General features: G+C 73.4%; 12 protein-coding genes. 6 read left to right on the forward strand and 6 right to left on the reverse strand.

Annotated features, from left to right (window positions below):
- Nucleotides 1–162 precede the first annotated feature (162 nt).
- Nucleotides 163–678 (forward strand): hypothetical protein, encoded by a 516-nt coding sequence (locus RLT57_RS19465; protein ID WP_311298668.1) that lies wholly within the window; start codon nucleotides 163–165, stop codon nucleotides 676–678.
- Here the strand turns inward: RLT57_RS19465 and RLT57_RS19470 are convergent.
- Nucleotides 656–1,024 carry a DUF192 domain-containing protein gene (locus RLT57_RS19470; RefSeq protein WP_399129009.1) on the reverse strand — a complete coding sequence of 123 codons (369 nt, stop codon included), beginning with the start codon at nucleotides 1,022–1,024 and terminating at the stop codon, nucleotides 656–658. The genes RLT57_RS19465 and RLT57_RS19470 overlap by 23 nt on opposite strands.
- A 235-nt stretch (nucleotides 1,025–1,259) precedes the next feature.
- Here RLT57_RS19470 and RLT57_RS19475 point away from each other — a divergent pair, with 235 nt between their 5' ends.
- The gene (locus RLT57_RS19475; protein ID WP_311298670.1) at nucleotides 1,260–1,982 is read left to right on the forward strand and encodes an A24 family peptidase; all 723 of its coding nucleotides are present in this window, start codon (nucleotides 1,260–1,262) and stop codon (nucleotides 1,980–1,982) included.
- Between the two features lie 125 nt (nucleotides 1,983–2,107).
- On the opposite strand, the gene mgrA is transcribed toward RLT57_RS19475, so the two are convergent.
- Nucleotides 2,108–3,139, reverse strand: coding sequence for an L-glyceraldehyde 3-phosphate reductase (gene mgrA / locus RLT57_RS19480; RefSeq protein ID WP_311298671.1), 1,032 nt, complete (start codon nucleotides 3,137–3,139; stop codon nucleotides 2,108–2,110).
- A gap of 196 nt (nucleotides 3,140–3,335) precedes the next feature.
- On the opposite strand from mgrA, the gene RLT57_RS19485 reads away from it, so the two are divergent.
- The 4 genes from RLT57_RS19485 (at nucleotide 3,336) to RLT57_RS19500 (ending at nucleotide 8,442) form a co-directional block, all read left to right on the forward strand.
- On the forward strand, nucleotides 3,336–4,097 hold the full coding sequence (locus tag RLT57_RS19485) for an isoprenyl transferase (protein WP_311298672.1): 762 nt from the start codon (nucleotides 3,336–3,338) through the stop codon (nucleotides 4,095–4,097).
- Between the two features lie 244 nt (nucleotides 4,098–4,341).
- Nucleotides 4,342–5,661, forward strand: coding sequence for a PhoH family protein (locus RLT57_RS19490; protein WP_311298673.1), 1,320 nt, complete (start codon nucleotides 4,342–4,344; stop codon nucleotides 5,659–5,661).
- Between the two features lie 424 nt (nucleotides 5,662–6,085).
- Nucleotides 6,086–6,754 carry a transglycosylase SLT domain-containing protein gene (locus tag RLT57_RS19495; RefSeq protein ID WP_311298674.1) on the forward strand — a complete coding sequence of 223 codons (669 nt, stop codon included), beginning with the start codon at nucleotides 6,086–6,088 and terminating at the stop codon, nucleotides 6,752–6,754.
- A gap of 197 nt (nucleotides 6,755–6,951) precedes the next feature.
- Nucleotides 6,952–8,442: an AI-2E family transporter gene (locus tag RLT57_RS19500; protein WP_311298675.1), complete on the forward strand. Its 1,491-nt coding sequence runs from the start codon at nucleotides 6,952–6,954 to the stop codon at nucleotides 8,440–8,442.
- Nucleotides 8,443–8,631: 189 nt separating this feature from the next.
- On the opposite strand, the gene RLT57_RS19505 is transcribed toward RLT57_RS19500, so the two are convergent.
- The 4 genes from RLT57_RS19505 to RLT57_RS19520 form a co-directional block, all read right to left on the reverse strand.
- Nucleotides 8,632–10,995: an FtsX-like permease family protein gene (locus RLT57_RS19505; protein WP_399129893.1), complete on the reverse strand. Its 2,364-nt coding sequence runs from the start codon at nucleotides 10,993–10,995 to the stop codon at nucleotides 8,632–8,634.
- 113 nt (nucleotides 10,996–11,108) lie between these two features.
- Nucleotides 11,109–11,801 (reverse strand): ABC transporter ATP-binding protein, encoded by a 693-nt coding sequence (locus RLT57_RS19510; protein ID WP_311298677.1) that lies wholly within the window; start codon nucleotides 11,799–11,801, stop codon nucleotides 11,109–11,111.
- Nucleotides 11,798–12,322: a PadR family transcriptional regulator gene (locus RLT57_RS19515; protein WP_311298678.1), complete on the reverse strand. Its 525-nt coding sequence runs from the start codon at nucleotides 12,320–12,322 to the stop codon at nucleotides 11,798–11,800. Before RLT57_RS19515 ends, RLT57_RS19510 begins: the two co-directional genes overlap by 4 nt.
- Nucleotides 12,323–12,498: 176 nt before the next feature.
- Nucleotides 12,499–13,956, reverse strand: coding sequence for a catalase (locus RLT57_RS19520; RefSeq protein ID WP_311298679.1), 1,458 nt, complete (start codon nucleotides 13,954–13,956; stop codon nucleotides 12,499–12,501).
- Nucleotides 13,957–14,006 lie beyond the last annotated feature (50 nt).

Below are 14,006 nucleotides of genomic sequence, written 5' to 3' on the forward strand. Positions count from 1 at the left end.
CGGTTCGCTCTCCCCCCCTGCGAACCGGCCCGTTTTTCTTTGCCCGCGCGGTTCCGCGTACGCCGCCGGCCCGCTGCGCCCCCGCGGGGCCGTGTACGCGGCCCGCCTCGCCCGCGTGCCGGCATCGGCCGGGCCGGCGCCGCGGCGCCGTAGATTGCCCCCATGGGGAAGAAGCGTGGCACAAGGGTGCGCACCGGGGCGTTGCTGATCCTCGGCCCGGTGGCCGCGGCCGGCTGCTCGGTCGGCCGGGGCGCGCCGGACGGGTGGCGCTATCTGCGGGCGGGCGAGGTGGCCGTCGCGCATCCCAAGAGCTGGCGGGAGACGGGCGGCGGCGGAGCCGTACTGCGCGGCGCGGGCGGCCGTACCGACGCCGCCCTCAGCGTCGTCCCCGCCGGACAGGGGGCTCCCGGCGCCGCCCCCGCCCCCGCCGCGCCGACCGCGCCGCCCGACGCCCGCAAGGACACCCTGGTCCTCGACGGGCGCCGCGCCAGGGTCTACAACTACGCCCGCCCCGCGCCCGACGGGCGCCCCGCCGCCTACGTCCAGGTCCACGTCCGGGGGCGCGACGGCCGCCCACTGGTGGTGCGCGCCTGGGCGGTCGACGGCGCCGCCCACGCCTCGGCGCTGCTCCCGGAGATCGTCAACAGCATCGAGTTCAGCCCGGCGCGGCTGCCGTGAGCACCGCCTCCAGCGCCACGCCCCGCCGGATCCCCCACACCGCCATCGCGCCCGCCTCCGCCTCCAGGACGTGCCGCGCCCGCAGCCGCGGCCGGCCGACCCGGCCCGGCGGCATCGTGACCACCGCGAGCACCCGCAGCCGCCGGTCGAGATAGGCGACGTCGATCGCGAACCGCATCCGTACGGTGTGCACACTCGACGCCGGGGTCAGCAGCAGCGCCCCCGCGATCCCGGCCGCCCCCAGCAGCCCCCGGGTCCTGGCCCGGTACGACGCCGCCACCCGCAACGGCACCTCCGCCCCGGGTGCCCGCAGCGTGCCTTCGCCGTCCCGCCACCGTCGCCCCACCAAAGCCTCCTCCGCCGTACCCGGATCCTGCCTGCCCGCCGGGGTCCCCGCCGGTCGTACCGGCCCCGGTCCCGCCTGTCGGCCCTGCTCCCGGCGCCCCGCCCCCGATGCCGGGCCGCGCGCCGCCCCTGCGCGGCGCGCTCCCGCCCCGGAGGCCGCCCCGCAGCCGGACGGCTGCCCGGCCCCCGACCGCCGTGGCCCGCCGGGCTTTTGGCGCCCCGTGTACGGTCGCCCGGTGCCTGTCTATCTGATCCTGGCCGCCGCCGTCTGGGGAACTGCCGCCGGGGCGCTGCTGCCGCGGGCGGCGTACCGGCTGGCGGTGCCGGCCGAGCGGCCCTGGGCGGACCTCTGCCCCTCGGGCCACCCGCTCGGCGGCTGGTTCGGCCCGGCCCGCTGCGCCGTACCCGGCTGCCCGACCCCCCGGTACGGACCCGGGTACGGCGCGGGCTCGGCGTGCGCGCTCGGGTGCGTGGCGGTGGCGCTGGCGGCCGGGGCGCACCCCGAGACCGCGGTGTGGCTGCTGCTGGTTCCGGCCGGGCTGCTGCTGGCCCGGGTCGACCTGCTGGTCTTCCGGCTGCCCGACATACTGACGCTGCCCGCGCTCGGCGGCACCGCCGCGCTCCTCGGGCTGGCCGCGCTGCTGCCGTCCCACCAGGGCTCCTGGCCGCGGGCGCTGACCGCGGCGGCGGCACTGGGCGCGCTGTACTTCGCGCTCTTCTTCGCCAACCCGGCCGGCATGGGCTTCGGCGACGTGAAGCTCGCGCCCACCCTCGGCCTGGCCCTCGGCTGGTACGGCTGGCCGGCCGTCGTCGCCGGCACGTTCGCCGGCTTCCTGCTGGCGGCGGTCACCGGTCTGGCCCTGGTCGCCGCCCGCCGCGCCACCCGCAGGACCCCGATCCCCTTCGGCCCCTTCATGCTCCTGGGCGCCCTGGCGGGCCTTCTCTTCGCCTCCGGCTAGAAGGTCAGAAGGTCAGAAGGTCAGAAGGCCGGAAGGCCGGAAGGCGGCCGGGCCGGGCGGGGGCCCCGGGCCGCCGGACCGGTAAGGCCCGGCGGCGACCGGCGTGACCGGCCGGCCCCGGCCGGTCACGCCGACCAGAGGTTCACGCCCTCCGGCTCCACCGCGTGGCGGTCGATCTCCGCCAGCTCCTCCGCCGAGAGCGGCGCCGCGCCGACCGCCGCGACGTTCGCCTCCAGCTGGGCCACCGAGGACGCGCCGATGAGCGCGGAGGTGACCCGGGGGTCGCGCAGCACCCAGCTCAGGGCGAGCTGGGCCAGCGACTGGCCGCGGCCGGCGGCGACCTCGTCGAGGGCGCGCAGCCGGGCGACCGTCTCGTCGTTGACCAGCGCGGGGTTCAGCGACTTGCCCTGCGCCGCCCGGGAGTCCTCAGGGATGCCGCCGAGGTAGCGGTCGGTCAGCAGGCCCTGGGCGAGCGGCACGAAGCCGATGCAGCCCATGCCCTCCTCCTCCAGCACGTCCAGCAGGCCCTCGTTCTCGATCCAGCGGTTGATCATCGAGTACGACGGCTGGTGGATCAGCGCCGGCACCCCCAGCCCGCGCAGGATCCGGGCGGCCTCCCGGGTGCTGTCCGGGCCGTAGGAGGAGATGCCGACGTACAGCGCCTTGCCCTGCCGGACCGCGGACGCCAGCGCGCCCATCGTCTCCTCCAGCGGGGTGTCCGGGTCGAAGCGGTGCGAGTAGAAGACGTCGACGTAGTCCAGGCCGGTCCGGGCCAGCGACTGGTCCAGCGACGCCAGCAGGTACTTGCGCGAGCCCCACTCGCCGTACGGGCCGGGCCACATGTCGTAGCCCGCCTTGGTGGAGATCACCAGCTCGTCGCGGTAGGGCCGGAAGTCCTGGGCGAACAGGGTGCCGAAGTTGGCCTCGGCGCCCCCGTACGGCGGGCCGTAGTTGTTCGCCAGGTCGAAGTGCGTGACGCCGAGGTCGAAGGCGCGGCGCAGGATGGCCCGCTGCGAGTCCAGCGTGCGGTCGTCGCCGAAGTTGTGCCAGAGGCCGAGCGAGACGGCCGGGAGCTTGAGGCCGCTGCGGCCGGTGCGGCGGTACTCCATCGAGTCGTAGCGCTCGTCGGAGGCGCGGTAGAGGTTGCGGATATTCACGGGCCCTGCTTATCACGCGTGGTTGAACCGCTTACTGCCCGGCGGCGCCCGGCCCGCGGGTCGCGCCGCCCGCCGTCGCCACCGCCACCCGCCCCGCCCCTCGCGCACCTCCCGCCACCGCTCGGTTCGTCCGGACGGCACTTCGCGCAGTACTGTGGCCGCCGGGCGTCCGGAGTGCAGGAGGGGCTGGTACGCGATGAAACTGCGCGACCTGGTGTACGGGCTGTACTCCCGCCGAGTGGAACGCCGGCTCGATGTGACGCAGGCTCCCAAGCACATCGGCGTGATCCTCGACGGCAACCGCCGCTGGGCCAAGGCGGCCGGCGGCACCACCGAGCAGGGCCACCGGGCCGGGGCGGACAAGATCGCCGAGATGCTGGGCTGGTGCGAGGAGACCGGTGTCGAGGTGGTCACCCTGTGGCTGCTGTCCACCGACAACCTGGACCGGCCCGCCGAGGAGCTCGTCCCGCTGCTCGGCATCATCGAGGACGCCGTCACCGAACTGGCCGCCGGCGACCGCTGGCGGGTGCACCACGTCGGCACCATGGACCTGCTGCCCGCGCACACCCAGTCGGTGCTCAAGGAGGCCGAGCAGGCCACCCACGGCCGTACCGGCATCCTGGTGAACGTCGCGGTGGGCTACGGCGGCCGGCAGGAGATCGCCGACGCCGTACGGTCGCTGCTGCACGAGCACGCCGGACGCGGCACCACGATCGAGAACCTCGCCGAGATCCTGGACGTCGAGCACATCGCCGAGCACCTGTACACCCGCGGCCAGCCTGATCCCGATCTGGTGATCCGCACCTCGGGCGAGCAGCGGCTGTCCGGATTCATGCTCTGGCAGAGCGCGCATTCCGAGTACTACTTCTGCGAGGTCTTCTGGCCCGCCTTCCGCAAGGTGGACTTCCTGCGGGCGCTGCGCGACTACGCCGCCCGGCACCGGCGTTACGGATCGTAACCAGTCGCGGCCTGTCAGCAAGCGGACAAAAAGGGCTGGTAGGCGGTCGGCCAGCGGAGTTACGGTGGCTGCGAAGCTCCCCGGAATACGGATGAGCGGTCGGTGACGGGTCGATGACCAATAGACGACTGTCATATGCGTCCGCATGGCGGCGAGCTTTCCAGGGCATATCACTGGCAGACCGGCATCCGGACCTTGGCTGTCGGACCGCAGACTCACCTCTCCCGAGGGGGTTCGTCCACACGTGGTGACCAGCAAGAATCGCCGTGAGCACGACCGGCGCACGTATGTACTCGACACCAGCGTGCTGCTTGCAGACCCCAACGCCCTGACCCGCTTCGACGAGCACGAGGTCGTGCTCCCCGTCGTCGTGGTCACGGAGCTGGAGGCCAAGCGCCACCACCCGGAACTCGGCTACTTCGCCCGGCAGGCCCTCAGGCTGCTGGACGAGTACCGCATCCGGTTCGGCCGGCTCGACGCACCGATCCCGATCGGTGACGTCGGCGGTACGCTCCGCGTCGAGCTCAACCACTCGGACCCCGGGGTGCTGCCCGCGGGATACCGGCTCGGTGACAACGACTCGCGCATCCTCGCCGTCGCCCGCAACCTCCAGGCCGAGGGGTACGACGTCACCGTCGTCTCCAAGGACCTGCCGCTGCGGGTGAAGGCGTCCTCGGTCGGCCTGCTGGCCGAGGAGTACCGCGCCGAGCTCGCGATCACCTCGGGCTGGACCGGAATGGAGGAGTTGCTGGTCTCGGCGGAGGACGTGGACGCGCTCTTCGCCCAGGAGGTCATCACGCTGCCCGAGGCGGCGGACCTCCCGGTGCACACCGGCCTGGTGCTGCAGTCCGAGCGGGGCAAGGCGCTGGGGCGGGTCACCGCCGACGGCCAGGTCCGGCTGGTGCGCGGCGACCGGGAGGCGTTCGGCATCCACGGCCGCAGCGCGGAGCAGCGCGTGGCGCTGGACCTGCTGCTGGACCCGGAGGTCGGCATCGTCTCGATGGGCGGCCGGGCCGGCACCGGCAAGTCGGCGCTGGCGCTGTGCGCGGGTCTGGAGGCGGTCCTGGAGCGCCGCCAGCACCGCAAGGTGATGGTCTTCCGGCCGCTCTACGCGGTCGGCGGCCAGGAGTTGGGGTATCTGCCCGGCAGCGAGGCCGAGAAGATGAGCCCGTGGGCGCAGGCGGTGTTCGACACGCTGTCCGCGGTCACCACCAAGGAGGTCATCGAGGAGGTCGTGGCCCGCGGCATGCTCGAAGTGCTGCCGCTGACCCACATCAGGGGGCGCTCGCTGCACGACGCCTTCGTGATCGTGGACGAGGCGCAGTCGCTGGAGCGCAACGTGCTGCTGACCGTGCTGTCCCGGATCGGGGCCGGCTCGCGGGTGGTGCTCACCCACGACGTGGCCCAGCGCGACAACCTCCGGGTCGGCCGGTACGACGGTGTCGTGGCGGTGGTGGAGAAGCTCAAGGGGCACCCGCTGTTCGCCCATGTGACGCTGAACCGTTCCGAGCGGTCCGCCATCGCGGCACTCGTCACCGAGATGCTGGAGGACGGCGGGGCGTAGTCCGTTCGGGGTGCCCGACGGGACCGCCAAGAGCGTGATGGAAGGCTGCTGCGTCCTCTCCGGAGGGCGCAGCAGCTTAGCGTGCGGGGGCGGCGGGCGCTCGGAATTACCCTCGTTCGCGGCGTGTGAAGTTTGCCACTCAACGGGAAATTGCCGCGCGGCGTCCGTATACGGCAGGGTGTGTCGCTGTCAGGCCCCGCTTATGGCACGCCTACACCCTCCGGGGGAAGGCACGGCAGCACACAAATCCACAACGAACGCCATGAGCCGCCCGAGCACCACGCGGACCCCGCAGGGGACTTCGCACCGGGCCAGTACCCCCGTGACCGGCCGGCCCGTACGGCGGACCGGAACCAGGGGACAGCGCCAGGGGCACGATCGCGTCCGTGCGGTCACCGCGCGGACGATTCCGGAAGGAAACCGTGTGAGCCGGATCTCGGTCCGGGGGCTCGCGGTGGCGTCCGCCACCGCCGTCACCACTGTGGGCGCCGTCGTCGGCGTCGCGTCGGGCGCCGACCAGGGCAGCAGCACCGAGCCCGTCGAGGCGGCCGGTACGACGACCCTCCTCGCCGACCTCCCCGCTGGACAGCAGGTGCAGCAGGCTTCGTTGACCGAGCAGGTCCAGGCCCAGTCCGACGCCGCTGACGCGACAGCGAGGCAGTACGCCGAGCAGGCGGCCCGCGTGCAGGCGGCCAAGGACGCCGCGGCCAAGAAGAAGGCCGCGGACAAGGCGGCGGCGGAGAAGCTGGCGAAGGAAAGCGCCGGCGACGCGGACGCCTCCTTCCCGATCAAGGCCTCGTACACGGTCGCCCAGGTCCAGGAGATGGCCCGGCAGATCGTGGGCAGCGGGCAGTACGCCTGCTTCTCCAACATCGTCTCCCACGAGAGCGGTTGGAACTACACGGCGACCAACCCCTCCTCCGGCGCCTACGGCCTGGTGCAGTCCAACCCGGGCTCGAAGATGGCGTCCGTCGCCTCGGACTGGCGGACCAATCCGGCCACCCAGATAAAATGGGGCCTGAACTACATGAACAGCCGCTACGGCAGCCCGTGCGGCGCCTGGGAGTACTGGCAGGCGCACAGCTCCTACTAGTCGGGCCCGGCCCGGTACCGGTACCGCCCGGTACCGGCCCGCTCCCGCCGCCGGGAAGCCTCCCGGCGGGCCCCGCCGTCCACCACCTCCCCCCTGCCCTGAGCAACCCCGAGCCCGGGTAACGTCGTCCTTCACAGCGGGGTCACAGTCGGTCGGCCGCGTCCAGCGACCGCCGAGGGTTCAGGGGGAGTCGCAGCATGCCGGAGAAGCACCACTGGGGCTCCGCGCTCGCCGCCGGGCTGGCCGGACTCGCCAGTCGGATCGAGGCCCGGTACGACACCGTCACCGCGCGTGACGCGGCGCCCGGCACCCTCCCCGACGACGACAGCGCCCCGGCCGGCCCCGAAGAGGATCCCGCCGGGGCGGGCGGCGTTCCGGAGCAGGCCGGCGCCGGCGCGAAACCGGCCAGGGCGCCCGGGATTCCGCAGCGGCCCGGTTACGCCCGGCCGGCCGCCACCGGCCCGGTCCGGCGCTCCGCCGGCCGGCCGCCCCTGGACCCGGTGTCCGTGGTGCCGTGGAGCATGCGGGTCGCCGCCGAGGTCGGCTGGCGGCTGCTGGTGCTGGCCGGCACCGTCTGGGTGCTGATGCGGGTGATCGGCGCGGTCCGGCTGGTCGTCCTCGCCTTCGTCGCCGCGCTGCTGATCACCGCGCTGCTCCAGCCGTTCGTGGCCCGGCTCAAGCGGACCGGGATGCCGGCGGGACTGGCCACCGCGATCGTGTTCATCGGCGGCTTCGTCGTGATGGGCCTGGTCGGCTGGTTCGTGGTCTGGCAGGTCATGGACAACATCGACAACCTGTCCGGCAGCCTTCAGGACGGTATCGCCGAGGGCAAGAAGCGGCTGCTCAACAGCCCCTTCCATGTCACCGACGACCAGATCAACCAGGTCGCCAAGAACCTCAGCGACGCCATCGGCCACAACACCCAGGCGCTCACCGACGCCGGCCTGCAGGGCGTCACCGTCATCGTCGAGCTGCTGACCGGCATGCTGCTGGCGATGTTCAGCACGCTGTTCCTGCTCTACGACGGCCCCAACATCTGGAAGTGGGTGCTGCGGCTCTTCCCCGAGCCCGCCCGCGACGGACTGGCCGGCGCGGGCCCGCGGGCCTGGCACACCCTCACCCTGTACGTGCGGGGCACGGTGATGGTCGCCGGGATAGACGCGATCTTCATCGGCATCGGCATCTTCTTCCTCGGTGTGCCGATGGCGGTGCCGCTGGCCGTGGTGATCTTCCTGGCGTCCTTCGTGCCGCTGGTCGGCGCGGTGGCCTCCGGCGCCGTCGCGGTGGTGGTCGCGCTCGTCACCGAGGGGCCGTTCACCGCGCTGATGGTGCTGGTGGTGGTGCTGGCGGTGCAGCAGATCGAGGGGCACGTCCTGCAGCCGTTCATCCTCGGCCGCGCGGTACGGGTCCACCCGCTCGCGGTGGTGCTGTCGGTGGCGGCGGGCTCGCTGGTGGCGGGCATCGGCGGCGCGGTCTCCGCGGTGCCGCTGGTCGCGGTGGGCAACACGGTCGTCACCTACCTGCGCGCCCACTCCCGGGAGATCGCCGCCGAGCGGCTCGCCGCGGAAGAGGCCGAGGCCGCGGAGGCCGCCGAAGCCGCGGCGGCGACCCGTGCCGCCGCCCCCGAAGGCCCCGCGCCCGCGGCGCCGTCCGCGCCGACACCAGAACCGGCCGAGATCCAGACCTGAGGCCGGGCCCGGAACCGGATCCGCACGCGTCCGGGGCGGCGGGCGTCAGCCGCGACCCGTACCGCACGGTCGCCTCCCTGCGCGTGCGGGCGGCGGGCGCGGGGGTGCCGTACCCCCGCGCCCGCCGCCGCGACCCGCCGCCGCGCCCGCCGCCGCGACCCGCCGCCGCGACCCGCCGCCGCGCCGCGGCTACTCCGTGCGGAGGCCGTCCGGCCGCATCAGCCGCCACAGCGGCGGCATGCTCAGCAGGGTCACCGCCAGGACGACCGCGGCGCCGATCGCCGACATCGAGCCGACGCCCGCCCAGTCGGCTCGGAAGGGGCGGCCGACCATCGCCAGCAGCGCCGCGCCCAGGCCGATGCCGCCGAGGCAGGCCAGCAGCAGGCCGAGCACCATCGGGATGGCGGTCTGCCACAAGACCGACCAGGCCAGCGCGGTCCGCCGGGTGCCGAAGGCCACCAGGACCGCCAGCAGCTTCCTGCGTTCCCGCAGCTGCTCCAGCATGGTCACCAGCAGACTCGCGCCGATCAGCGCCATCGTGAGGGCGGCACCGGCGAACAGCCCGCGCCGCAGCTGGGCGAAGCTCGACGTCTCCGTGGTGCTGGTGATGTCCGAGACGTAGGTGTTCAGGCCGATCCCCGCCACGGTGTTGCGCAGGTACTCGATCGCGTCCGGCTGCCCGTGGTCCAGGCTGACCGTGATCTGCGAGCTGGGCGACAGCAGCTTGCCGACGTCCACCGTCTGCGGGGTGACGAGCAGCCCCCAGTCGAGGTCGCCCGCCGGGTCGGTCCGCGCGGCGACCTTCCGCGCGTCGGCGGGAACCGTCCACAGCTCCGGCTTGCCGGTGTGCTGGTCGCTGTCGGGCACGCTGAGGTCGAGGCGGCTGCCCGGCCGGGCGTATCGGTCCATCGCGCCGCCGAGGTCCGAGTCCTTGCCGGGCGCGACGATGAAGGCGCTGCCGGGCCGGCAGGAGGAGCCGACGTCCGCCATCTGCGCCAGCGTCGGGCAGTCGCCGACCAGCAGCGGCAGGTACACGGCGTTGTCCGGCGTCGCGTCGGGCTGGGTGGCCTGCGAGTCCACGTATCCGTAGACCTGCCGGACGCCCTTGGTGGCGGCGATGCGCTCGATGTACCGCTCGGTCTGGCTGCCGTCGGTGACCGGCGCGGAGACCCGTGCCTGGGCCCGGGTCGGGTCCGCGCCGGTGGCGGTGACGAAGTCGCCGTCGACGCCGGTGAACAGCATCTGCAGGGCGATCGCGCCGGCCACCGCGACGGTGACGCCGCTGACCATACGGGCCGACGCGCTGCTGTCCAGCTGGAGCCTGCGGGTGGCGAGCTGCCAGGCGACCGGCCCGCCGGTCAGCCGCCCGACGACCGCCTCCACCACCCACGGCAGCACCGCGGTGACGCCGATGAGCAGCAGGACGGTGCCCAGCGCCACCTGGTACTCGTTGATGTGCGCGTCGTTCTTGACCGCGCCGAACAGCGGGGCCAGCAGCAGCAGGCCGATCGCCGGGACGACCAGCCGCCACCACAGCCTGCGCCGCCTGCCGAGGCTTTGCCGGAACACGCCCAGCGGCTCGATCACGGTGCGGCGCAGGCTGAGCATGGTGACCGCGACCGCCGCCACCGGGACGGCCAGCGCGATCAGCGCGGTCAGCGCGGTGCTCGGCGCGATGTCCTCGGGGAACGCGGAGATTCCGTGGACGGTCACCCCGGAGGCGAGCTGCCGGCCCAGCAGGAAGAACACCGCGCCGGCCAGCAGCCCGAACACCCCCCCGGACAGCGCCTCCCCGGCGGCGATCCGGTGGGTCATCCGGATGTCGGCGCCCACCAGCCGCAGCGCCGCCAGCCGCCGGTCCCGGCGTTCGCCGCCGAGCCGCACCGCGGTGCCGACGAAGACCGCGACCGGCAGCAGCAGCACCACCAGCACGATGACCAGCAGCAGGTCCAGTACCGAGTCGGCTCCCTCCGGGACGCCGACGCGCCCGAAACCCGCCGTCCGGTCGGCGTTGCCGTGCTCGTAGTGGGCGTCCCGCGCGATGAGCTTGTCGCTGCCGGCGTAGTAGAGGAGTTCGTCCGGGCCCGTCAGCCCGGCGTGCCCGATCGTGCCGTCGACGGTGTACGGGATGCGTTCGCGCAGCAGCGGGGACGCGGCCAGCAGTCTTCCGAGCGGGGCGGAGACCACCATGTGCCCGGGAGGCGGCAGTGCGCGGACCCCCGGCGGACGCTGCGCCTTCGGGCCCTCCGGGTGCAGCAGGATCCCGAAGACGTCCTTGCCGTGGTACGTCGTGTCGGCGCCGTCGATCAGCAGCGTGCTCGCGGACGGCTCGGCGATGTAGGTGGCCGACAGGGGGTCGCGCGCCTCCCGCTTGTGGTCGCGGGTGGCCAGCATCGCCGGGACGGCCGCGGCCAGCAGCAGCAGTGCCACGCCGAGTCCGACGCCGACGCCGGTCAGCACCGTGCGGGTCCAGCCCTCGCGCCCGCCGTCCACGGCGAAGCGGACGCCCAGGGCCAGGTCGCGTATCCAGACCCGGGCGGAGGCGGGCGGCACCGGCTGCCCGTCGCCCGGCCCCTGCGGGCCGAGCGGGTGGGAGCCGGCCGGCGGGCCGAGCGGGTAGGGGCCGGCCGGCGGGCCCTGCGCCCCGGTGGGCCGGGGGGCGCCGCTCACGAGGCCCGCTCCATGTCGCGCGACTTCCCGTCCCGCACGACGACCTCCCGGCCGGAGTACGCGGCGACGCGCGCCTCGTGGGTGACGAGCACGACCGCGGCGCCGGTGTCCTGCGCGGCCTCGGTCAGCAGCCGCATCACCCGTTCGCCGTTCAGGGAGTCCAGCGCGCCGGTCGGCTCGTCGGCGAACACCACCCGCGGCGTTCCGACCAGCGCGCGGGCCACCGCGACCCGCTGCCCCTGGCCGCCGGAGACCTCGCCCGGGCGCTTGCCGGCGGTGTCGGCGACCTCCAGCCGCTCCAGCCAGCCGGTGGCCCTGGCCTCGGCCGCGCGCCGCCTGACGCCGTTGAGCCGCAGCGGCATGGCCACGTTCTCCAGGCAGGTCAGTTCGGGCACCAGCTGGCCGAACTGGAAGACGAAGCCGAAGTCGGAGCGGCGCAGCGCGCTGCGTTCGCCGTCGGACATCGCGGTCAGCTCCCGCCCGAGGTAGCGGACGCTGCCGGAGTCGGCCCGTACGATGCCGGCCAGGCAGTGCAGCAGCGTCGACTTGCCGGACCCGGACGGGCCCATCACCGCTACCACCTCGCCGGAGCGGATGGTGAAGTCCGCGCCGTCCAGTGCCGGGGTGGGTCCGTACGCCTTGCGCAGGGCGGTGGCGACGAGCAGCGGCCCGTTGTCGGTGGTCGTCATGCGGCCACCGCCGTGGCGAGCTGGTCGAGTCGGGCCGCGGTCAGCTCCAGCCACCGCAGGTCGGCCTCCAGGTGGAACAGCGCGTGGTCGCAGATCAGCTGGTCGGCCAGGTCCCCGGCCGACTTGCGCCGGGTCAGTTCGCGCATCAGCCGCAGGTGTTCGGCGCGCTGGGTGTCCAGCAGGTCCGCCGCCGGGCGCCCGGTCATCAGGGCGAGCACGACCTTGGTGTAGAGGGTCGTCTGCAGGTAGGGCTCGGGCTTCTCCGGCTGCGCCAGCCAGACCGACACGTCGGTTATGCCGGCGTCGGTGATGGCGTAGCGCTTGCGTTCCGGGCCGCCGCCGGGCTCGATCCCGTCGACCTCGACCAGGCCGTGCTTCAGCAGCCTGGCCATCGTCGAGTAGACCTGCCCGTACGCGAGGGGGCGGTCGTGTCCGAAGCGTTCGTCGAAGGCGCGCTTGAGGTCGTAACCGTGGCGCGGCCCGGACTCCAGGAGTCCGAGCAGGGTGTGGCCGATTGACATGCCGAGCAGACTACACCATGGGTATACATGCGGTGTATACCCATGGTGAACACCGCACGGGCCGCAGGGGCCGGGCGGTTCCGGCGGGTCCGCGAGGTGGGGCGGACGCGATGCAGCCCCGGAGCACGGCGGGTGACCACGTGCTCCGGGGCTGCGCTCCTGAGGCGCCGCGCCGGTCAGGCGGGCTTGACGGACTGCGCGATCCGGTCGCCGACGTGCTGGTCGATACTGCGCCAGTACGCCAGCGCGCGCTCCAGTACCGGCGCGCTCACACCGTCGCCGAGGTGCCAGGCGACATTGGACACCAACCGGTCGCGGGCCGCGTCGTCCAGCACCTCGCGCACCATCGTGCCGGCCTGCCCGAAGTCGTCGTCCTGCGCGTGCGGGCTGTACGCCTCGCGGACCATGTCGCCGGCCGCCTGCCAGCCGGCGATGTCCCCGTACACCTGCGGGGACGCGTGCGGGCCGCCGTAGGAGTTGGGCGCGTAGGGCGCCCCCACCCGGTTCGGCTCGAAGCGCATCGCGCCGTCCTTGGCGTAGGAGTGCACCGGCACGTGCGGGCGGTTCGGCGGCAGCTGGGCGTAGTTCGGGCCGATCCGGTACCGGTGGGTGTCCGGGTAGGAGAAGAGCCGGCCGAGCAGCATCTTGTCCGGCGAGGGAGCGATGCCCGGCACCATGCTGGACGGCTCGAACGCGGCCTGCTCGATGTGGACGAAGTAGTCCTCCGGGTTGGCGTCCAGCGTCATCCGGCCGACCTCGATCAGCGGGTAGTCGCCGTGCGGCCACACCTTGGTCAGGTCGAACGGGTTGAACCGGTAGCCGGCGGCGTCCTCGAACGGCATGACCTGGACCTTCAGCGTCCACGAGGGGTGGTCGCCGCGGTCGATCGCCTCCCACAGGTCCTGCCGGTGGAAGTCCGCGTTCTGCCCGGCCAGCTCGTCGGCCCGCTCCTGGGTGAGGAAGTCGACGCCCTGGTCGGTCTTGAAGTGGTACTTGATCCAGAACTTCTCGCCCGAGCCGTTGATCCACATGTAGGTGTGCGAGCCGTAGCCGTTCATGTGGCGGTACGAGCGCGGGATGCCGCGGTCGCCCATCAGCCAGGTGACCTGGTGCGCGGACTCCGGGGAGAGCGTCCAGAAGTCCCACTGCATGTCGTTGTCCCGCAGCCCGTTGTCCGGGCGGCGCTTCTGGCTGCGGATGAAGTCCTGGAACTTGATGGTGTCGCGGACGAAGAACACCGGGGTGTTGTTGCCGACCAGGTCGTAGTTGCCGTGGTCGGTGTAGAACTTCAGCGCGAAGCCGCGCGGGTCGCGCCAGGTGTCCGGGCTGCCCTGCTCACCGGCGACGGTGGAGAAGCGGGCCAGCATCTTCGTGGTGCGGCCCGGCTGGAACAGGTCGGCCTTGGTGAACCGGCTGACGTCGTTGGTCACCTCGAAGCGGCCGTACGCCCCGCTGCCCTTGGCGTGCACCACCCGTTCGGGGACCCGCTCCCGGTTGAACTGGGCCATCTTCTCGATCAGGTAGTGGTCCTGGAGCAGGATCGGCCCGTCGCGGCCGACGGTCAGGGAGTGCTCGTCGCTCTCCACCGGGATACCGGCGTTGTTGGTCGTGTACTGGAAGTTCGATGTGGTCATCGGGGAGTTCCTCCCGCCCGGTGCCGGTCTGCGGACACCGCGGATCGCGT

Origin of the sequence: Streptomyces sp. ITFR-21, from assembly GCF_031844685.1 — a bacterium.
Lineage (GTDB): Bacteria > Actinomycetota > Actinomycetes > Streptomycetales > Streptomycetaceae > Actinacidiphila.